This window comes from Nitratireductor sp. StC3, assembly GCF_003015025.1.
Lineage (GTDB): Bacteria > Pseudomonadota > Alphaproteobacteria > Rhizobiales > Rhizobiaceae > Mangrovimarina > Mangrovimarina alexandrii.
Map to the genome: position 1 here is coordinate 311540 of NZ_PYBP01000003.1, position 20703 is coordinate 332242.

Annotated in this window: 22 protein-coding genes; 12 read left to right on the forward strand and 10 right to left on the reverse strand. The window is 66.3% G+C overall.

Annotation, left to right across the window (positions count from 1 at the left end; genetic code table 11):
- Window positions 1–66: 66 nt before the first annotated feature.
- From C7T96_RS08605 to C7T96_RS08620, 4 genes are all read right to left on the reverse strand, one after another.
- Window positions 67–888, reverse strand: a complete 822-nt coding sequence (locus tag C7T96_RS08605) for an ABC transporter permease (RefSeq protein WP_106570789.1) — start codon at window positions 886–888, stop codon at window positions 67–69.
- A gap of 75 nt (window positions 889–963) precedes the next feature.
- The gene (locus tag C7T96_RS08610; protein ID WP_106570790.1) at window positions 964–1977 is read right to left on the reverse strand and encodes an ABC transporter substrate-binding protein; all 1014 of its coding nucleotides are present in this window, start codon (window positions 1975–1977) and stop codon (window positions 964–966) included.
- Window positions 1978–2328: 351 nt separating this feature from the next.
- Entirely contained in the window at window positions 2329–3273 is a 945-nt protein-coding gene (locus C7T96_RS08615; RefSeq protein ID WP_106570791.1) for an acetamidase/formamidase family protein, read from the reverse strand.
- 147 nt (window positions 3274–3420) lie between these two features.
- Window positions 3421–3879: a DUF302 domain-containing protein gene (locus C7T96_RS08620; protein WP_106570792.1), complete on the reverse strand. Its 459-nt coding sequence runs from the start codon at window positions 3877–3879 to the stop codon at window positions 3421–3423.
- A gap of 163 nt (window positions 3880–4042) precedes the next feature.
- On the opposite strand from C7T96_RS08620, the gene C7T96_RS08625 reads away from it, so the two are divergent.
- Window positions 4043–4951, forward strand: coding sequence for an MBL fold metallo-hydrolase (locus C7T96_RS08625; RefSeq protein WP_106570793.1), 909 nt, complete (start codon window positions 4043–4045; stop codon window positions 4949–4951).
- 2 nt (window positions 4952–4953) lie between these two features.
- Here C7T96_RS08625 and C7T96_RS08630 read toward each other — a convergent pair whose 3' ends face one another.
- The 3 genes from C7T96_RS08630 to C7T96_RS08640 form a co-directional block, all read right to left on the reverse strand.
- Entirely contained in the window at window positions 4954–6051 is a 1098-nt protein-coding gene (locus tag C7T96_RS08630) for a YeeE/YedE family protein (protein ID WP_245414100.1), read from the reverse strand.
- Between the two features lie 64 nt (window positions 6052–6115).
- Window positions 6116–6481, reverse strand: a complete 366-nt coding sequence (locus tag C7T96_RS08635) for a metalloregulator ArsR/SmtB family transcription factor (RefSeq protein WP_106570794.1) — start codon at window positions 6479–6481, stop codon at window positions 6116–6118.
- Window positions 6478–6843 carry a thioredoxin family protein gene (locus C7T96_RS08640; RefSeq protein WP_106570795.1) on the reverse strand — a complete coding sequence of 122 codons (366 nt, stop codon included), beginning with the start codon at window positions 6841–6843 and terminating at the stop codon, window positions 6478–6480. Before C7T96_RS08640 ends, C7T96_RS08635 begins: the two co-directional genes overlap by 4 nt.
- Window positions 6844–6945: 102 nt before the next feature.
- Between C7T96_RS08640 and C7T96_RS08645 the strand changes: the two genes are divergently transcribed.
- From C7T96_RS08645 to C7T96_RS08695, 11 genes are all read left to right on the forward strand, one after another.
- Complete coding sequence (locus C7T96_RS08645; protein WP_106570796.1) at window positions 6946–7680, forward strand: cytochrome c biogenesis protein CcdA; 735 nt, start codon at window positions 6946–6948, stop codon at window positions 7678–7680.
- Between the two features lie 10 nt (window positions 7681–7690).
- Window positions 7691–8278, forward strand: a complete 588-nt coding sequence (locus C7T96_RS08650; RefSeq protein ID WP_106570797.1) for a thioredoxin family protein — start codon at window positions 7691–7693, stop codon at window positions 8276–8278.
- Window positions 8279–8407: 129 nt separating this feature from the next.
- Window positions 8408–8866 (forward strand): sulfur oxidation c-type cytochrome SoxX, encoded by a 459-nt coding sequence (soxX, locus tag C7T96_RS08655; RefSeq protein WP_106570798.1) that lies wholly within the window; start codon window positions 8408–8410, stop codon window positions 8864–8866.
- Between the two features lie 23 nt (window positions 8867–8889).
- On the forward strand, window positions 8890–9345 hold the full coding sequence (gene soxY, locus C7T96_RS08660) for a thiosulfate oxidation carrier protein SoxY (protein ID WP_106570799.1): 456 nt from the start codon (window positions 8890–8892) through the stop codon (window positions 9343–9345).
- Between the two features lie 19 nt (window positions 9346–9364).
- The gene (soxZ, locus tag C7T96_RS08665; protein ID WP_106570800.1) at window positions 9365–9691 is read left to right on the forward strand and encodes a thiosulfate oxidation carrier complex protein SoxZ; all 327 of its coding nucleotides are present in this window, start codon (window positions 9365–9367) and stop codon (window positions 9689–9691) included.
- Between the two features lie 74 nt (window positions 9692–9765).
- A complete protein-coding gene (soxA, locus tag C7T96_RS08670) occupies window positions 9766–10620 on the forward strand; it encodes a sulfur oxidation c-type cytochrome SoxA (protein ID WP_106570801.1) in 855 nt (284 codons plus the stop codon).
- A 108-nt stretch (window positions 10621–10728) separates the two neighbouring features.
- Complete coding sequence (soxB, locus tag C7T96_RS08675; RefSeq protein ID WP_106570802.1) at window positions 10729–12420, forward strand: thiosulfohydrolase SoxB; 1692 nt, start codon at window positions 10729–10731, stop codon at window positions 12418–12420.
- A gap of 97 nt (window positions 12421–12517) precedes the next feature.
- Window positions 12518–13774 carry a sulfite dehydrogenase gene (gene soxC / locus C7T96_RS08680; RefSeq protein ID WP_106570803.1) on the forward strand — a complete coding sequence of 419 codons (1257 nt, stop codon included), beginning with the start codon at window positions 12518–12520 and terminating at the stop codon, window positions 13772–13774.
- Window positions 13758–14897: a c-type cytochrome gene (locus C7T96_RS08685; RefSeq protein ID WP_106570804.1), complete on the forward strand. Its 1140-nt coding sequence runs from the start codon at window positions 13758–13760 to the stop codon at window positions 14895–14897. Before soxC ends, C7T96_RS08685 begins: the two co-directional genes overlap by 17 nt.
- Before the next feature lie 42 nt (window positions 14898–14939).
- Window positions 14940–15374 (forward strand): c-type cytochrome, encoded by a 435-nt coding sequence (locus C7T96_RS08690; RefSeq protein WP_146149154.1) that lies wholly within the window; start codon window positions 14940–14942, stop codon window positions 15372–15374.
- Window positions 15375–15536: 162 nt separating this feature from the next.
- The gene (locus C7T96_RS08695) at window positions 15537–16805 is read left to right on the forward strand and encodes an NAD(P)/FAD-dependent oxidoreductase (RefSeq protein WP_106570806.1); all 1269 of its coding nucleotides are present in this window, start codon (window positions 15537–15539) and stop codon (window positions 16803–16805) included.
- Window positions 16806–16912: 107 nt separating this feature from the next.
- Here the strand turns inward: C7T96_RS08695 and C7T96_RS08700 are convergent, their stop codons facing one another.
- From C7T96_RS08700 to C7T96_RS08710, 3 genes are all read right to left on the reverse strand, one after another.
- Window positions 16913–18010 (reverse strand): YeeE/YedE thiosulfate transporter family protein, encoded by a 1098-nt coding sequence (locus tag C7T96_RS08700; RefSeq protein WP_106570807.1) that lies wholly within the window; start codon window positions 18008–18010, stop codon window positions 16913–16915.
- A 161-nt stretch (window positions 18011–18171) separates the two neighbouring features.
- Window positions 18172–19542 carry an aspartate aminotransferase family protein gene (locus tag C7T96_RS08705; protein ID WP_106570808.1) on the reverse strand — a complete coding sequence of 457 codons (1371 nt, stop codon included), beginning with the start codon at window positions 19540–19542 and terminating at the stop codon, window positions 18172–18174.
- Between the two features lie 9 nt (window positions 19543–19551).
- Complete coding sequence (locus tag C7T96_RS08710) at window positions 19552–20703, reverse strand: Xaa-Pro peptidase family protein (protein ID WP_106570809.1); 1152 nt, start codon at window positions 20701–20703, stop codon at window positions 19552–19554.

Below are 20703 nucleotides of genomic sequence, written 5' to 3' on the forward strand. Positions count from 1 at the left end.
GCAAGGTCACGGAGCCTGCCTCCTGTCTTGGGGTGGTCCGCGAAACCGCGGCCCGGTGTCTCGGGTTCAGTGGTTCTGCGAACGATGCGCCCAGCCGGTGAAACGTTGCTCGACCAGCGCGGTAAGCGCGTAAAGCAGGATACCGAGCGCCGACAGCACCAACAGCGCGGCAAACACGATCGGCACCTGGAAGGCGGCCTGGGCGTCGAGCATCAGCTTGCCGAGCCCCTTCGACGCGCCGGAGGTTTCGGCCACCACCGCGCCGATGAAGGCGAGCGTGATCGCAACCTTGAGCGAGCCGAAGAAATGCGGCAGCGAGCGCGGAATGCCGACCTTGGTCATCACCACAAGCTTCTTGGCGCCGAGGGCGCGCAAGACGTCCTCGAGCTCCGGTTCGACCGTGGCGAGCCCGGTCGCCACGTTGACCACGATCGGGAAGAACGAGATCAGGAACGCGGTCAGGATCGCCGGCACGGTGCCGAGACCGAACCACAGGATCAGGATCGGCACGACGGCCACTTTCGGGATCGAATTGAAGGCGATCAGCGCCGGGTAGACGGCCGAATAGACGGCGCGGTGCCAGCCGACCGCGACGCCCAGAAGCAGGCCGATGACGATCGCCAGCGCGAAGCCGAGCAGCGTCGTCCACAACGTCACGATCATGTTGTCGAAGATGACGACCCGGAACTCCCACAGCGCGGCGAGCGTCGCCGAGGCCGTCGGCAGGATCGATTCGGGAACGTTGAACAGCCTGCAGCCCACTTCCCAAACCAGGAACAGGCCGAGCGTGAACAGCACCGGCGAGCCGATGTTTTCCGCATGCCAGATCCAGTCCGGGCCACGGCGGGCGGGTTTGGCCGGAGGCGAGACGATATCGGTCTGTGCCATCTTATCCACCTTTGTAAGTCGCACCGGTGGCAAGAGCGGCGCGCGCGCCGCTCCCGCCTGTAGCGGGCCTCGACCCTATTGGATCATCCGCTCTTCCTTCGCCGGCAGGAAATCCTCGGTATAGATGTCGGACGCCTGCGGCTTGTTGGTGAAGGAAAACGTTTCCTCGAGCTGGTCGATCGAGCGCGCCAACCGCCCCGCATCGACATGGCCGAACCCGTTTTCGCGCACGTCGTCGGTGAAGTAGCACTGCTGCGCCACCAGCTTCAGCCGTTCGAGCTCGATATCGCGCTTGGCGATCGGATTGTGTTTGAGGACGCTGTCCATCGCGCCTTCGGGATCGTTGATGGCGTCGCGGAAGCCGCGAATGGTGGCGCGCACGAAACCGGCCACCGCCTCGGGATGCTCGGCGATGAAGGACGGGCTCGCCATCACCGCGCTGCCGAACAGGTCGAGCCCGTAATCGCTCATCATCATGCCCACGATCTGGTCGTCGGGCACGCCGGCGGCCTTGACCGCGAGCTTGTTGGAGATGAAGGCGGTCACCGCGTCGACCTGGCCCTGCGCCAGAAGGGTCTCGCGCACCGGAAAGCCGACATTCTCGATCTTGATCGTCGACGTGTCGATCCCGTTGAGCTTCGCGAAGATCGGCCAATGCGAATAGGCCGCATCCGCCGCCGGCGCGCCAAGGATCTTGCCTTCCAGATCCTTCGGCGCGGCGATGCCGTTCTTCTTGATCGTCAGGATCGAAAACGGCGGCACGTTATAGGTCACCAGCACCGCCTTGATCGGCACGGCGTCGGCCGCGTCGCGATATTTGATCAGCGCGTTGAGGTCCATCTGGCCGATATCGTAGGAGCCCGACGCGATCCGGTTGATGCCGTCGACGCTGCCGGTCCCCGGATCGATCGAGACGTCGAGCCCCTCATCCTTGTAATAGCCCTTGTCGAGCGCGACCAGAAAAGGCGCGACATGGCCCTCGAAACGCCATTCGTGAATAAACCGGACTTTGGTCAGTTCCTGCGCGGCGGCGGGAAGCGCCGCAATCGCCATGACCATCGCACTGAGTAGTAAAGCCAGTTTGCGCATCGTCTCCTCCCAGAGACCGGCCGGTAGCGACCGGTCGAATTCGCGCCAACACCAAAACCATGCCCGAAGGACAGCTCCAACGGTCACCGGACACGGTCCGCCGGGGGCCGAAAGCCCCAATTGTCTACAACGAGTCGGGAAGAACCAAATTCGTACAGCGCAACCCATCTCGTTGGCGTTCCAACAAGTGAGCAATTATCTCCCCCGCCCTTCAGGCGGCAGGGATTAGTGCGCTTCTACTCACGCGGCAGGGTAAAGCTACATCAAGCCGCCACGCGCTGTCAAAGTGAAACTCTTGCTAGCCAAACCGACCCAATCGCTTTGATTGCAAAGACTTACGCCTCACATCCATTACGCGAAAACGGCGCGCGGAAAGTAGAACGACACCACCCAGTTCGGCGCGTCGACGATCTCGCTGATCCGCAAATCGCCGCAGACGGAGCACAGCATATAGGCGTCGACGGGAGCGAGTCCGTGCTCGCGCGCGATCAGCTCGATCATGCCGGCGAGCGCCGTGCGCGCGCCCTCTTGAAGATCCGGCCCCACCCCCGTCGTCACTTCGTAGCCGGCGCCGTCGAGATGGCGCGTCACCGGGCCCGGCGTGGTGAAGCGCGGCATCGACAGCCCGGCCTGCTTGACCAGGTCCAGCTTCATGGCGACCGTCATCGCGCTTTCGATCGCGGTGCCGCACACCTCGCCATCGCCCTGGGCGGCATGGGTGTCGCCGATCGAAAACAGCGCGCCCGCGACCTCGACCGGCAGATAGAGCGTCGTGCCGGCGGCCAGGTCGCGAATGTCGAGATTGCCGCCCACCCGGCGCGGCGGCACCACCGAATGTCGCCCGGGCGCGGCCGGCGCGACCCCGATCGTGCCGGCGAACGGCTTCAGCGGCACGCGCGCATTGGCGCCGAACAAGGCCGGCACGCGCCCCGCAACGTCGTAGCGCCACAGATGCAGCGCCGGATCGGGAAACTGGTCGGCAAGCAGGCCGAAACCGGGAATATTGGCCGTCCAGCCGAAGCCGGACGGCTCGAATGCTTCGATCGTCACCTTGAGCGCATCACCCGGCTCGGCCCCGTCCACGAACACCGGCCCGGTGACCGGGTTGATCGTGTCGGAGCCCAGCGTCGCCACGTCGGCGACCGTGCTTTGCGGCGTGAAATGGCCGCACGCGGCGTCGAGGCACTCGAAGCTCAGGCGCGCGCCGGGCTCCACATGCATGACCGGCGCGATCGCCTTGTCCCAGCCGAAATGATGCCGGGCGCGGTGGATGGTGTGGTCGGCTCCTGTGCACATGGCGCGTCTCCCCGGTGGCCGGCATGGCGGCGGCTGCAGGCTGCCGCCACCCCCGCCCTCGCCATCCACAATGACCGCTTGGCGCGCCCGGTTCCACCCGCATCGGAGATTTTTCCGCGCGAAGCCGTCGCCAACGGGCCGGCCCGGCTACTCGCCGGCCACCTCGCGCGCGATCTCGTCGAGCAGGGCGTTGACCTGGTCGCGGCCGCCGCCCTCCGGCAGACGCCGGAAACCCACGCGCACCGTGCCCGGCGCCGCCTCGGTTTCGTAGGCGAACACGACATAGGGGCAATAGGCGATATTGGCGACGTCCTCCTCCATCGCGCGGCGCGAGATGACGGCCGAGCAGAACTGAAAAAACTCGGCATTTTTGTAAAGCGCCTTCTGCGCGCCGACATCTTCGGCCGTACGCTGCAGCATCTCGCCGATAAAACCGTGATAGTCGACGACAAAACCGCGATTGACGATCGCGCCGCCAAGGTCGAAGGCAACGTCGGCGAACGGCGTGTCGGTTTCGTAGACGGTGATGTCGTCGGCCGCCTCGGCCAACGCGGCCGGAGCGAACATGGCAAGAACAAACGCGGCGATCCGCAAAACACGTTTCATTGGCTTGGCTCCTTTTGCGCGCCATTGTCGCCCGCTTCGTCGCGCCTGTCCATTCACATAGAAATTTTTGCATATTTGATCCCGCCGCGGGTGCGGCGATTGACGCGCCTGACAGTCCGTGAAATCATTCGAAAAATTGAATATGTTATCGGGAGGCCCGCTCATGCCAACACGCCGCGACGTTCTGGCCGGTATCGCAACCGCCTCTGCCCTCGCCCTTGCCCGGCCAGCGCTTGCCGCCGCCGCCCTGTCGACCGGGGCCGGCGAGATCTCCGTCGTCAGCGACGGGCGCATGTCGCTGCCGCTGGCCTTCGTCTTTCCCGACATCCCGGCCGAGGAACGCAACGCGCTGCTCGCCGAAAGCGGCATGTCGACCACCGCCTACGAGCCCGATTGCAACGTCACCTTGATGCGCGCCGGCGATCGGCTGGCGCTTTTCGACGCCGGCGCCGGCCCCAATTTCCTGCCCACCACGGGCAAGCTTCTCGCCGGGCTGGAGGAGGCCGGCGTGGATCCCGCCGAGGTCACAGACCTCCTCTTCACCCATGCCCATCCCGATCACCTGTGGGGCGTTCTCGACGATTTCGACGATCTCGCCTTCCCCGAGGCCACGCCCCGGATGGCGCGCGCGGAATGGGATTTCTGGCGTGCCGACGACACGCTGGCAACGATGCCGGAGGACCGCAAGAGCTTCGTTGTCGGCGCGCAGAACCGGATGGCCGCGCTGGAAGACCGCATTGCCCTGTTCACGCCGGGCGAGGAAGTGTTCCCGGGCGTCGAGGCGGTCGACACCGCCGGACATACGCCCGGCCACGTCGCCTTCATGATCCATGGCGGCGACCAGCCGGTGCTGATTGCCGGCGACGCGCTGACCAACGCGGTCTCCTTCCGGCGACCCGCCCTGCACTCGGGCAGCGATCAGGACCGCGAACAGGCCGCGCAGACCCGCCTGCGCCTGCTCGATCGGATGGCGGGCGAACGGGCGCGGTTGATCGCCTTCCACCTGCCGTATCCCGGCATGGGCACGGTCGAGCGCAAGGGCGAGGCCTATCGCTTCGCGCCGCTTGGCTGAACCTATCGCGCCGGCGCGTCGTCCATGCGCCGGAACGCCGCCAGCACCGACCCCTCGATCAGATAGGCCAGGCCGAGCCGCGCCCCGGCCATGATCGCCACGATCACCACCGGCGCCGAGAGCGCCATCGCCGACAGGGCGGTGATGCCCTGGCCGACCGTGCAGCCGAGCGCGAACACGCCGCCGGTTCCCATCAGGAAACCGCCCGCGAAATGCCGCCCCAGCTCGCGCGCGTCGTCGCAGGCTTCCCAGCGCACGTCGTGGCTGCGCCACGCGCGCAGGCCGGCCCCGACCACCACCCCGATCACCAGGCCGACGCCGTAGTCCGGCCCGATGCCGGTGAACAGGATCGCCTGCAGGATCGTGTCGGCGACCGGCACGACGAAGGAGCCGGCCTCGATCTGCACGGGAAAGAAGGAATGGCGCGCGGCAAGCGTGGTCGCCACCCAGCCGAACGCGATCACGGCGCCGACCGTCATGCTGGCGCCAATCGCCAGACGGGCGCGACGAAAGCCCCGGTCGCGCAACACCCACCAGATCAGGCCGCCGGCGATCAGCGCCGCCACCGCCGCATGAAGGTCGAGCCCGGTCACGGCACTGGCGATCGCCCCCATCGACTGGCCGCCGAATGCGGAAAAATCGAGCGCCAGCTCGTCGACCAGCTTGACCCGGGCCAGCGCCGACAGGCCGCGCTGCGCGGCCATCGCCGACAGGCCGAGCACCATCAGCACGACCAGCGAGCGCAGGCTGCCGCCGCCGAGCCGCACCAGCGCGCCGAAGCCGCAAGTGCCCACCAGCGCCATGCCGAACCCGAAGGCGAGCCCGCCGATGACGGCGCCGGTCAGGCCGAAAAGCGGCATCAGATAAAAACTGCGCCCGGGATCGGCGAGACCGAGCGCGACGAGGGTCTGGGTCAGCACCAGGGCAACGGCGGCGGCCAGCGCCCAACCGCGCACCCCGTGGCTGTCGCCCGCATACCAGTGGCGTTCGAGCGCCGACATGGCGCAAAAATGCACGCGCCGCGCGACGAAGCCGAGGACCGTGCCGGCGACAAGCCCCGCCAAAGGTAGGAAAAACGGCGATCCGACGATATTCTGCACCTGCGGTTCCTCCCTGGGACCGCGCTCTTCGCCGGCCGGTCCCTAAGCCGCAGGCTGCCTTGCGTCAGGGTTTCCGGATCTTCGGCTCTCCCTGCCGGACCGGGGCGCAAAACAGCCCGTAAAGGGTCTCGATCACCGAGGCGACCTCCGCGCTGGCGATCGAATAATAAATGACCCGTCCTTCGCGACGTGTGTTGACCAGGCGATCGAAGCGCAGGCGCGCAAGCTGCTGCGACACCGCCGCCTGCGGCATGTCCATGATGTTTTCCAGTTCCGAGACCGATTTCTCGCCCTCCGCCAGGAGGCACAGGATCAGCAGCCGGCTTTCGTGCGACAGCGCTTTCAGCAATTCGCTGGCCTTGCGCGCCTGGTCGAGCAGCGCCTCGAAATCCTCCGGTGGCTGGTTGCGATCGAGTTTCGGAAGGGTCATTCGTGTTGGGTCTCGTCAAGCTTTGCGATCAAATCGCCAACAAGATACCAGAAAAATTCATCGCCCGGATAGCCGCGTATGCGGCCGAACTCGCGCCCGCCCTCGACCAGGACGAATGTCGGCGTGAAGCGTTCGCGTTCGACGAAGTCGAGATCGGCCGGCCAGGCCTGGGTGATGTCGACCCGGCGCAGCGGCGCCCTGCGACCTTCCTGCGTCTTGGCATAGGCCGGCGCGATTTCCTCGTTGAAGCGCGCGCACCACGGGCACCCGGGCTGTTCGAGCATGATCAGCTCGGCCGCCGCGGCGGGCGATGCCAGCCCCGCAAGGATCAACAAAATCAGAGGGAACGCCGCTCGGCGCATGCAATGTCCTTTCGTCGATTGCAATATATATAAATTTTCGCATATCTTCCAAGGGAATTGTCGCCGGCCCGGCGGCCCGGTTCACCGCAAGGAAGGAACGCGATGCTGGATATAAGCCTCGGAGGCGCCCTGCTGGCGGGACTGCTGTCCTTCGTCTCGCCCTGCGTGCTGCCGATCGTTCCGCCCTATCTGGCCTGGCTCGCCGGGTTGAGTTTCGAGGAATTGCGCACCGACGCCGTCGCCGCCGGGGCGCGCCGACGCATCGTCGCGGCCGCCCTCGCCTTCGTGCTCGGCTTCACCACGGTGTTCGTCGCGCTCGGCGCCACCGCCAGCGTGATCGGCAACACGATCGCGCAATATTTCGACATATTGTCGGTGATCGCCGGCGTCGTCATCATCGTCATGGGATTGCATTTTCTCGGCGTCTTCCGCATCGCCCTGCTCTATCGCGAGGCGCGCGTGCAGGTGGACAAGAAGCCGGCCGGCATCGTCGGCGCCTACATTATGGGCCTGGCCTTCGCCTTCGGCTGGACGCCGTGCGTCGGCCCCGTGCTCGCCGCCATCCTGTTCGTCGCCGGCTCGGAGGACACCGCCGCTCGCGGCGCGCTTCTGCTCGCCGTTTATTCGCTGGGCATCGGCATTCCCTTCCTGCTGGCCGCGGCCTTCGCCGGCCGCTTTCTCGGCTGGGCGGCGCGTTTTCGCCAGCACATGCGAAAGATCGAGATGGCGATGGGCGGACTGCTGGTCGTCACCGGCATCCTGTTCATAACCGGCCAGATGGCGACCATCTCCTACTGGCTGCTCGAAACCTTCCCCATCTTCCAGACCATCGGCTAGGAGACTTGTTATGATCCGCTCGCTGCTGTTGACTGCCCTCTTCGTGCTTGCCGGGACTTTCTCGCCCGCCGCCGCCGAGATCGGCGATGATGGCCTGCACAAGCAGCCCTGGTTTTCGCTCACCTTCCGCGACGTCGCGGAGGATATCGAGACGGCGCGGCAGGACGGCAAGCGTCTCGCCATCGTCTTCGAGCAGCGCGGCTGCATCTATTGCGCCAAGATGCACGAGGAGCTTCTAAGCGACCCGCAGGTGCGCGACTACATCAAGGCGCATTTCAACGTCGTGCAATACAACATGTTCGGCGACGAGGAGGTCACCGACCTCGACGGCGAGGTGCTGACCGAAAAGACCGCCGCGCGCAAATGGGGCTACGTCTTCACCCCGACGATCGTCTTCCTGCCGCAGGAGGCGCCGGACGGCACCAGCGTCAGCGAGGCGGCCGTCGCCACCATGCCCGGCGCCTTCGGCAAGTGGACCTTTCTGCACATGTTCGAATGGGTGTTCGAAAAGGGTTATGAAGGTGACGAACATTTTCAGAAATACCACGCCCGCAAGCTCGACGAGCTTCGCGCCGCCGGCCGCCTGGAGGCGGAGTGAGGCCGGGGGAGCGGCGACATATGCAAATAATCATATTTTTCCGTTGAAGATTTGCACGGACATGGATAGCGTGTGGCAGGAGAGGATATCCGCCCAATAAGAGCGGAAACACGGGAGGAAATCGGGCTGATGATTCGTGTGACAGCAATCGTGACGGCGGTCTTGGCGGTCACGGCCACCAGCGCTCCGGCGGATGAAACCGCACCCCAGGACGTCAAGTTCGAGGATCTCGCCGTTGCCGCCTCCTTGACCGGCAAGCCGGGCGACCCGGCCGCCGGGCGGGACGTGTTCAAGGATCGCAAGCTCGGCAACTGCCTGGCCTGCCATACCAATGCCGACATGCAGAAAGAGCTGTTCCACGGCACGGTCGGTCCGGCCATGGACGGCGCCGGCGACCGGTGGGAACCGGCCCAGCTGCGCGCCATCATCACGGACGCCAAGCAGGTCTTCGGCGAACAGACCGTCATGCCGGGCTTCTATTCGCTCGCCGTCGGCAAAGACGTTCGCGAGGATCTCGTCGGCAAGACCATCCTGACGGCGCAACAGATCGAGGATGTCGTGGCCTATGTCGCCACGTTGAAGGAATAGCGCAAGCGCGAGGAGAAACAGTCATGACCATCAACAGACGCCAGGCGCTGGGTCTTGCGGCGGGAGCGGTCGCTTTTGCCGCCGCCGGCCTGCCAGGCCGCCCCGCATGGGCAAGCCCCGAGGAAACTCAAAAGCGCATCGCCGAATTCACCGGCGGCAAGACGCCCGAAACCGGCCGGCTGACGCTGACGGCACCCGAAATCGCCGAAAACGGCAACACCGTGCCGATCTCCATCGAGGTCGAAAGCGCCATGGAGGGCGACGACGTCGTCGAGCAGGTCATGATCCTGGCCGAAGGCAACCCCAATCCCGACGTCGCGGTGTTCAATTTCTCCGAAGCCAGCGGCATCGCGGCCGCGACGACGCGCATGCGTCTGGCCAAGACGCAAAACGTGATCGCCGTGGCGAAGATGAAGGACGGCTCGACCTTCATCGACCAGAAGGAAGTCAAGGTCACGATCGGCGGCTGCGGCGGTTGATCAGAGAGGAAACGACACAATGGCCACACCCAAACCGCGCGTGAAGCTCCCCAAGACCGCCTCGGCGGGGGAGATCATCACCATCAAGACACTGATCAGCCACCAGATGGAATCGGGCCAGCGCAAGGACAAGAACGGCGATCCGATCCCGCGCCAGATCATCAACAAGTTCACTTGCGAGTTCAACGGCACGCCGGTGTTTTCCTGCGATATCGACCCGGCGATTTCGGCCAACCCCTATTTCGAGTTCAACGCCAAGGTTCCCGAGAGCGGAACCTTCAAGTTCACCTGGATCGACGACGACGGCTCGGTCTACGAGCACGAGGCCGGCATCGAGGTCAAATAAGACGGCCGGGCAAAAGGGGGTCCGCGCGAACGGTCCCGGCCCGCAACCGCGAGGCAAGAAATGGGAGGAAGGCCGTGAGGAATAGATACGCAATTGTCGGGCTTGGCGCGCTCCTGGCTGTCGCCACGGCCTTGCCGGCCGCGGCCGAGCCGGTCGACGACGAACTGGTTATCGACGGCCAGGCCATGACGGTGCGCACCGCCGCGCCGGAGGGCCATCCCTTCGACGAACTCCTGTCCGGCTGGCTGTTCCGCGAAGCCGAAACGCGCGAATTGGAGGCCGATTCCTTCCAGAACCCGGGCATGCTTTACGTCGACCGCGGCGCCGACATCTGGAACGCGGTCGACGGCACGATGGGCAAGTCGTGCGCGTCGTGCCACGACGACGCCGCCGACACGATGAAGGGCATCGCCGCCAACTATCCCAAATGGGACGCCGACGCCAAGCGGCCGATCAACATCGAACTGCAGATCGACAAGTGCCGGGTGGAGAACATGGGCGCCGAGGCCTACAAGTTCGACACGCCCGACCAGAAGGCGCTGACGACCTATATCAAGCACCAGTCGCTCGGCACGCCGGTCGCCGTCGATCTGAGCCAGGGCGACCTGCAGAGCTGGTGGGATCGCGGCAAGGACATTTACTACACCCGCACCGGCCAGTTGAACTTCGCCTGCGCCTCCTGTCACGAGGCCAATTCCGGCCAGTATATCCGCGCCGACCATCTGAGCCAGGGCCAGGCGAACGGCTTTCCCACCTACCGGCTGAAACAGGCCGACATGGTGTCGCTGCACAACCGTTTCCGCGGCTGCATCCGTGACACGCGGGCGGAATTTCCGAAAGCCTTTTCCGACGAGCTGATGGCGCTGGAAGTCTACGTCACCTGGCGCGGAACGGGCCTGTCGGTCGAAACGCCGGCCGTGCGCCAATAACGCCGACAAGACCGTGCGCGGCGCGGGCCGTCGCGCGTCAAAGCCAAAGCAGAACGCATTCCGCCCCGTCTTGCGCCGGGCGGACGTGGGAGCCGTCGGGGCAAGGACATGATCTCAAGACGCGAATTCCTCATGGCAACGGCGGCGCTGTCGGCCGTCGCCGGTCCGGGCCTCGTCGGGCGCTGGTCGCGGGCCGCCGCGCAGCAGACACTCACCGAAGACGCGCTGCTCGACTTCGAGGCGCACGGCAACGTCACCCTCGTGCACCTGACCGACATCCATGCCCAGCTTCGGCCGGTCTATTTCCGCGAGCCGTCGCAAAATATCGGCGTCGGGGCGGTTGCCGGTCTGCCGCCGCACGTCACCGGCGCCGACTTCCTCAATCTCTACGACATCGCCCCGGGCAGTCCGCATGCCTATGCGCTGACTGCGGAGGATTTTTCCGCGCTCGCCCGCACCTATGGCCGCATGGGCGGGCTCGACCGTATCGCCACCATCGTCAAGCGCATCCGCGCCGAGCGCGGCGATCAGATGCTGCTTCTGGACGGCGGCGACACCTGGCAGGGCAGCTACACCGCGCTGAAGACCAACGGCCAGGACATGGTCGAGGCCATGAACGCGCTGGCGCCCGACGCCATGACCGGCCATTGGGAATTCACCTATGGCGCCGAGCGGGTCACCGAGATCATCGGTTCCCTGCCCTTCCCCTTCCTCGGCGGCAACATCTACGACGCGGAATGGAACGAACCCGCCTTCGAGGCCTACAAGATGTTCGAGCGCGGCGGCGTCAACATCGCCGTGCTCGGCCAGGCTTTTCCCTATACGCCGATCGCCAATCCGCGCTGGATGTTTCCGAACTGGTCGTTCGGCATCCGCGAGGAGGATATCGCCGCCAATGTGGAGGCCGCGCGCGCCGCCGGCGCCGATCTCGTGGTGCTTTTGTCGCATAACGGCTTCGACGTCGACCGCGCGCTCGCCGCGCGCGTTTCGGGCATCGACATCATCCTGACCGGCCACACCCACGACGCCCTGCCCGAGCCGGTCAAGGTCGGCTCGACGCTGCTGATCGCCAGCGGCTCGCACGGCAAGTTCGTCACCCGGCTCGATCTCGACGTGCGCGACGGCGCGCTCAAGGGCTTCCGTCACCGGCTGATTCCGGTCTTTTCCGACGTGATCGCGCCCGACGCGGAGATGGACGGCCTCATCACGCGGCTGCGGGCACCGTTCGAGGACGAGTTGAGGCGCGAGCTGGCGACCACCGAAACGCTGCTTTACCGGCGCGGCAATTTCAACGGCACGTTCGACGATCTGATCTGCCAGGCGCTGCTCGACGTGCGCGAGGCCGACATCGCGCTCTCGCCCGGTTTTCGCTGGGGCACCTCGGTGCTGCCGGGCGAAAAGATCACCGTCGAAGACCTGCACAATGCCTGCGCCATGACCTATCCCGCCGCCTATCGCTCGACGATGAGCGGCGAGACCATCCACGCCATCCTGGAGGACGTGGCCGACAACCTGTTCAACGCCGATCCCTATTATCAGCAGGGCGGCGACATGGTGCGTGTCGGCGGCATGGCCTACACGATCGATCCCGGCGCGACGATGGGCAACCGCATCACCGACATGACGCTGGTCGAGACCGGCGCGACCGTCGAGCCGGGGCGCGACTATGTCGTGGCCGGCTGGGCCTCCGTGAACGAGGCCACCGAAGGCCCGCCGATCTGGGAGGTGGTCGAGGACTATCTCGCCCAAAACCCGGTCGTGGAGCTGAAGGAAAACCGGCTCGTCACGCTGAAAAACTGACCACGGAGACAGGGCGGCGATGGACAGATGAGTTGCGGCTTGATATATATTAAAATTCATATGTGTATATAGATACCCGGCCGGACGGAACCGAACCATGCCTGATCAGCCATCGAGACGCGGCTTTCTGAAGGGCGGCCTGGCCGCCGGCGCGGCACTCGCCACCGCGACGACCGCCGCGCGCGCGGCCGACGATCCCGCCATCACCGAAATCCAGGACTGGAACCGCTATGCCGGGCCGGGCGTCGACGCCGAGCCCTACGGCGTGCCCTCGCCCTACGAGGCCCATGTGGTGCGCCGCAACGTGCCGTGGCTGACGGCCGATCCGATTTCCTCGGTCAACTTCACGCCGCTGCACGAGCTCGACGGCATCATCACGCCCAACGGGCTGTGCTTCGAGCGCCACCACGCCGGCATCGCCGAGATCGACCCCGCGCAGCACCGGCTGATGATCAACGGCATGGTCGACACGCCGCTGGTCTTCACCATGGCCGATTTGATGCGTTTTCCGCGCGAAAACCACGTCTATTTCCTCGAATGCGCCGCCAATTCCGGCATGGAATGGCGCGGCGCGCAGCTCAATGGCTGCCAGTACACGCACGGTATGGTGCATTGCGTGATGTATACCGGCGTCAAGCTGCGCCACCTGCTGGAGGAGGCCGGCATCCGCGCGGGTGCGGCCTGGGTCATGCCCGAGGGCGCGGACGCCTCGGCGATGTCGCGCTCGCTGCCGCTCGAAAAGGCGCTCGACGACTGCCTGGTCGCCTTCAAGATGAACGGCGAGGCGTTGCGGCCCGGCCAGGGGTATCCGCTGCGGCTGGTGGTGCCCGGCTGGGAAGGCAATCTTTGGGTGAAATGGCTGCGCCGCATCGAGATCGGCGACAAGCCGTGGCATCTGCGCGAGGAGACCTCGAAATATACCGACCTGCTCGCCAATGGCAAAGCCAGGCGCTTCACCTGGCAGATGGACGTCAAATCCGTCATCACCAATCCGAGCCCGCAGGCGCCGGTCACCCACGGCCGCGGCCGGCTGGTTCTGGCCGGGCTTGCCTGGTCGGGCGGCGGGCGCATCAGCCGGGTCGACGTCTCGATCGACGGCGGCCGCAACTGGACGACGGCGCGTCTCGACGGGCCGAGCCTGCCCAAGGCGCTGCACCGCTTCTACCATGCCTTCGACTGGGACGGTTCCGAACTCTTCCTGCAGTCGCGCGCCATCGACGAGAACGGCTTCGTGCAGCCGACCAAGAACGATCTGCGCGCCGCGCGCGGGGAGAATTCCATCTACCACAATAACGGCATCCAGACCTGGCATGTGGCGAAAGACGGAGTGGTCGAGAATGTCGAGATTTCCTAGGCTCGCCGCCGCGCTTGCCCTGTCGCTGCTGCCGGCGGCGGCCCTGGCCGAAGGCGACGTTGACGCCGGCGAAAGGGTCTTCGCCAAGTGCAAGGCCTGTCACGCCGTCGGCGATGGCGCCAAGAACCGGGTCGGCCCGCAACTGAACGACGTGTTCGGCCGTATCGCCGGCACGGCCGAGGGCTTCCGCTATTCGCCCGCCATGATGAAGGCCGGCGAGGACGGGCTGGTCTGGAACGAGGAGACGCTGGCGGCCTATCTCACCGCCCCGCGCGCCTTCATCAAGGGCAACCGGATGGCCTTTGCCGGTCTGAAGAAGGACGCCGAAATCGACGATGTCCTCGCCTATCTGGCGACGTTCTCGCAATCGGGCGACGACGACGCGGCCTCCGCCGAGCCAGCGCCGGCCGACGCGCCCGACACGGCGACCGAGGATGGCGCGGCAGCCGAACCCAAAGCCGGCGAGCCCGAAGGGGCCGTGGTGGAGGCGGAAACTGCGGCCGAGCCGCCCACGCATGGCGTCTTCCATCTCGGCCGCCCCGCCACCGAGGCGGAGGTCGCGGCCTGGGACATCGACATCCGTCCCGACGGCGCCGGCCTGCCGGTCGGCAGCGGCACGGTTCTGGAGGGCGAGACGGTCTATACCGAGCAATGCGCGGTCTGCCACGGCGATTTCGGCGAGGCGATCGGGCGCTGGCCGGTGCTGGCGGGCGGCTACGATACGCTGACCCGCGAGCGTCCGGTCAAGACGATCGGCTCCTACTGGCCCTATCTGTCGACGGTCTACGACTATGTGCGCCGCGCCATGCCCTTCGGCAACGCCCGCTCGCTGTCGGACGACGACGTCTACGCCTTGACCGCCTATGTGCTATATTTGAACGACATCGTCACCGACGAGGCATTTGAGTTGAACCAGGATAATCTGGCCACGATCCGGCTGCCGAACGAGGACGGCTTCGTCGCCGACGACCGGTATGAGGAACCGCATTATGCGGCCGGGGCCGAGCCCTGCATGCGCGACTGCAAGCCGGGCAAGGCCGAGATCGCCCAGCACGCCGCCGTGCTCGACGTGACGCCGGACGGCGACAGCGACGAGGACGGCTCCGGCGGCGGCATCGACTGACCGGCAATGCCAGCGCCAATGACGCAGCGCGGGAGGAACGACGTGCCGAAGAATGCCGGTATCGTGTCGCGGCGCCCGACACCGAGCCCGATACTGGGCCCGCTATTGGGCCTGATGCTCAGTGCCGTTGCCCTGTCCACGGGCTCCCCCGTCCTGGCCAGCGAGGCCGGCCCGCCGCCGCCATCGGCCGAAGACCTGCTGCGGGCCGAGCATCTGGAGACCGAAATTCTGTCCCTCGACGGCGACCCCGCTTTCGGCGAATATCTCGGCGGCGAATGCGTGACCTGCCACCAGTCGTCCGGTGCCGGCGGCACCATACCGCCGATCGCCGGCCTGCCGGTCGATCACACGGTGCGCGCGCTGGTGGAATACAAGCTCGGCCTGCGCGCCAACGAGGTCATGCGATTGATGACGGCGCGGCTGGAAGCCGACGAAATCGCCGCCCTAGCCGCCTATTTCGCCGAGCTGTCGCCTTAGAGCGTTTCCGGGCGAAGGGGATGCCGGTTCGCCGTCCGGAAACGCGTTGAAACGAGAAGGTGAAGCCGGCCTGCGATTTCGTGACAAGCAGAACGGCACTTGGATTTGGAGCATGACGCGCAAGAACGTCTTTCACTGAAAACCGGTACTCGGGAGGATGCCATGACCGGATTGACGAGAAGGCAATTTACAACACTGGTCGGCGCCGGCGCGGCCAGCCTCGCCGCGCCCACATATCTGCGCGCCCAGGGCAAGCCGCGCGTGGTCGTGATCGGCGGCGGCGCGGGCGGCGCGACGGCGGCGAAATATGTCGCCAAGGATTCCAACGGGGCGATCGACGTCACCCTGGTGGAGGACGGCGACAGTTTCACCACCTGTTTCTTCTCCAATCTCTATCTGGGCGGCTTCCGCGACTTGCAGTCGATCACCCACAGCTACGACCAACTGGTCTCGGCCTACGGCATCACCAAGGTCACGGGCCGCGCGAGCGCGGTCGACCGCGCCGCCAAGACCGTGACCATGGCCGACGGCGCCACGCTTGCCTATGACCGGCTGATCCTGTCGCCCGGCATCGATATGATCTGGGATTCCGTGCCCGGCTATTCCCAGGCCTCGGCCGAGATCGCCCCGCATGCCTGGCAGGCCGGCCCGCAGACCGAGCTTTTGAAAGCCAGGCTCGACGCCGTCGCCGACGGCGAGACGATCGTCATGGTCGCCCCGCCCAACCCCTATCGCTGCCCGCCCGGGCCTTACGAGCGCGTCTCGATGATGGCGCATGTGCTCAAAGCCAAGGGTTACACCGGCGCCAAGATCGTCGTCCTCGATCCGAAGGCGAAATTCTCCAAACAGGGCCTGTTCCAGGCCGGCTGGGAAAAACACTATCCCGGCATGGTCGAGTGGTACGGGCCCGACATCCATGGTGGCATCAAGACCGTCGACGCCGCTGCCGGCACGGTCGAGACCGATTTCGACACCTTCAAGGGCGTGCTCTTAAACGTCATCCCGGCCCAGAAGGCCGGCGCCATCGCCGACGGCTTTGCCGACGACAGCGGCTTCTGCCCGATCGACGCGGCCTCGATGCGCTCGACGATGGACGAGGCGGTGTTCGTGATCGGCGATGCCTCGATCGCCGGCGACATGCCCAAATCCGGCTTCTCGGCCAACAGCCAGGCCAAGATCGCGGCCATGAATGTCCGCGGCGACCTGACGGATTCCAGGGTCTTTCCGGCGAAATATTCCAACACCTGCTGGTCGCTGATCGAGACCGACGACGGCGTCAAGGTCGGCGCCCAGTACGAGCCCAAGGATGGCAAGATCACCTCGGTGGCGAGTTTCATCAGTCAGACCGGCGAGGACGCCGCGCTGCGCAAGGCCACCTACGAGGAATCGATCGGCTGGTATTTCGGCATCGTCTCCGACATGTTCGGCTGAGCGCACGCCGCTTGTCGGAAAAGGATCGGCTCCGTGGCGCAGACAACCGGGATGGCGGCCCTTTGAAACGCCATCCCGCCTCGGGGCCGCTGCGCCGCCTACGGGCTTTATTCGGCCGGCACCGCGTGCGAACGCGACGCCACGGCAGCCGCCGCCGGGCGGGCGTCGATCAGCCTGTCGGCCGCCGCCGCGCCGCCGATCATGGCGGCTAGGCCGAGCAGCGACGACAGCGCCAGCACCGCGCCGCCGGTGAAACCGGCGCCGATGGTGCAGCCGACGGCCAGGATGCCGCCGAACCCCATCAGCGCCGCGCCGAGCGTGTAGCGCAGGAGCGAAGGCGTTCCGGGTTCGGAAAAACGGGCGATCCGGAACTCGCGGAACAGCAGTGCCGCCGCGAAGGCGCCGGCGAGCGTGCCGACCAGCACGCCCTGGTCGAGACCGGGTCCGTCGCTGCCGGCTGCCGCCAGCCCGCCCGTCGTGGCGAGCGGGCGGATATAGGACAGGCTCTCGGCCTGGATCGGGTCGAACACCTGCAGCGACAGCGTGTAGGTGAACCACCAGCCGGCGACCACCGACAGGCCGACGCCGATCCCGCCGACGACCCGCCACGGCGACGGCCGCGCCTTCACCGCCAGCAGCAGCGCCGCAATCGCCAGCGCCGCGCCGATGACGACACCGGCCTGCTGGCCGAGACCGGCATGGGCGAGAACGTCGTTGCCGCCAAGCTGCGCCGTGCTCCACAGGCCGCCGATTGCGTCGCGCGCCGGCACCAGCACGCCGCTATAGGTGGCCAGCCCCACCACCGCGATCACCACGGATGTGTAGAGGGCGCGCAGATTGCCCGAGGCCGACAACACGATCAGCCGCGATACGCAGCCGCGCGCCAGCACCATGCCGACGCCGAACAGGGCGCCGCCGATCAGCGCGCCCGACAGGCTCTGCGCGGTGGAAAAGAAGCGCGTTTCCAGGACGCCGAGACGGCCGCTTGCGAGTAGATATTGCACGCCGAGCACGGCAGCGGCGAAACCGGCCGCCCAGACGGCGAGCGCCTTCGGATCGCGCCCCCGCGTCAGGTCGAGCACGGCCGAACGGGTGCAAAAGGCGCTGCGCTGAGCGAAAACGCCAAAAAGCGCGCCGATCAGCGCGCCGCCGGCGATCGCGGTTCCGCGCTCGCCCAATTGATCGATCAGGGGGACGAAATCCATGGCTCGAGGCTCCGGATGACACTGGCTGCAAAATACGCCATCCGGGGCGGATTAGCAGGAAACCGTCCTCTCACCGGAACCCGGCTTGCGGAACGGCTTTGCGCGGTTTTGCCGGCAAGCGGCATTTCATTCCACTTGCCGGATCGCGCGCAGCCGGCCGTTCAGCCCAGCACTTCGGCGACGGCCTCGGCCGTCTTGGCAACGATCTCGTCGGCCTCGGCCGGCGTCAGGCAGAGCGGCGGCGCAAAACCCAGTATGTCGCCCTGCGGCATCGCGCGGGCGATCACGCCACGTTTCAGGAGCGCGGCCGCAACGGCCGGGCCGACCTTCCTGGACGGATCGAGAAATGTCCGCTTGTCCTTGTCGTCCACGAATTCGACAGCGGCCAACATGCCCTCGCCGCGCACCTCGCCGACATGAACGTGGCCGGCGAGCGCGTCGCTCATCGCCGCGTTGAGATAGGCGCCGGTTTCGGCGGCGTTTTCGACCAGGCCGAGACTGTCGATCAGCTTCAGATTCGCGACACCGGCCGCAGCACCGATCGGGTGCGCGGAATAGGTCCAGCCATGGCCGATCGGCCCGTTCTCGTCGGTCCCCTGCTCCAGCACCGTCCACACCCGGTCGCCGATGATCGAGCCCGACAGCGGCGCATAGGCCGAGGTCAGCCCCTTGGCGATGGTGATGATGTCGGGCTTCATGCCGTAATGGTCCGAGCCCATCATCGTGCCCAGCCGACCGAAACCGGTCACCACCTCGTCGGCGATCAGCAAGATGTCGTGCTTTTCCAGCACCGTCTGGATCGCCTGCCAATAGCCTTGCGGCGGCGGCACGATGCCGCCGGTGCCCAAAACCGGCTCGCCGATGAAGGCGGCGATGGTGTCCGCCCCCTCGCGCGCGATCAGCGCTTCGAGCTCGGCCACGCAATGGGCGACGAAATCGGCCTCGCTCATCGCCAGGTCGGGCCGGCGGAAATAATAGGGGGCTTCGGTGTGCAGGATGCGCTCGAGCGGCAGATCGAACTTCTTGTGGAAGAGCTCCAGCCCGGTCAACGATCCGGTCACCAGGCCCGAACCATGATAGCCGCGCCAGCGCGAGATGATCTTCTTCTTTTCCGGCCGGCCGAGAATATTGTTGTAGTACCAGGTAAGCTTGACGTTGGTCTCGTTGGCATCGGAACCGCCAAGGCCGAAATAGACCTTCGACATGCCCTGCGGCGCACGCTCCAGCACCATTTTGGCGAGCGTGATCGAGGCCTCCGTGCCGTGGCCGACATAGGCGTGATAATAGGCGAGTTCCTTGGCCTGTTCGGCGATCGCCTCGGCGATTTCCGGCCGCCCATAGCCGACATTGACGCAATAAAGGCCGGCGAAGGCGTCGAGCAACCTGTTGCCGTCGCGATCCTCGATGAACACGCCCTTGCCGCCCGACACGATGCGGTTCGGCGCTTCGCCGCGCGCGTGCTGGGCGAGATGCGTGGAGGGATGGAAGAAATTCTCCCGGTCCCACTGGTCGAGCAGATCGTTTCTGAGCATGGCTTCCTCCTATGTCACGGTCGGGCCGAGATCCGTCTCGGTCAGTATCTCGGCGCCGTTTTCGGTCAACAGCACGGGGTTCGACACGAAATAGTCGCCCCGGCCCGTACCCATCAGCCAGGAGAGTACGTGAAAACTCATCCCGGTCTTGATTTCCATGTCGCTGCCGGCGCGCAACCCGGTCACGCGGTTGCCGCCGGTCCACGATGGCGGCACGCCGATGCCGACCGCGTAGCCGCAATGATGGCGGCGGTAATGCGAAAGCCCGGCCGCATCGACCACATCCTGCCAGGCCCTATAGACCGCACCGGCCGTCCGTCCCGGTCTGAGCGCGGCCAGAACCGCGTCGAAGCCCGCCTTTGCCGTCTCCGCCATCGCCGCGTCGTCGGCTTCGATCCCGCCGACATGGACCAGCCGGCCGATCGGCGCATGATAGCGCGCCACGCAGCCCGACAGTTCCAGAAACACCGGCTCGCCGGCCCGGTAGCGCCCGTCGCCCCAGGTCGCGTGCTCCTCGCCGAGCCGCGTGCCCGGCCGGATGAAGGGACCGAAGCCCGGCGTGTCGCCGCCGGCGCGGATCATCGCCGCGTGGCATTCCGCGGCCACCTCGCGTTCGTCCGCCCCCGCGCCGAGCGCCGCCATCGCCGCCGACACCGCCGCGTCGGTCACTCCGGCGGCCTGGCGCATCAGCGCCTGCTCGGCCGGCGACTTGACCAGCCGCATGGCATCCACCAGCCCGGTCATATCGTGCCAGTCGACATCCGCCAGCCCCGCACTGAGCGCCTGGCCGAGGCCGAGGCTCAGCCCCCCCGACCAGTGCTCGAGCCCCAGCCGCGCCCGGGCGGCGAACCGGCCGCGCAGGATCCGGACCGCCAGATCGGCCGCCGTCTCGGTGTCGGCATGCCCCTCGAAGCGGGCATTGCGCACATAGGTCTCGATCGAAACCCGTTCCATCGCCCGCGTGACCAGCACCAACTCGCCATCGGCCGGCACGATCAGGATATGCGGGGCGAAATAGCCCCAATGGTCGAGGCCGGTCAGATAGAAGATGTTTTCCGGCGTGGAGATCAGCGCCGCGTCCAGGGCGAGCGCCGCAAGCGCCTCACGCAGCCGCGCCACGCGCCCGGCCAGTTCCGCGTCGGAAAACGGGTTGCGGTGCAT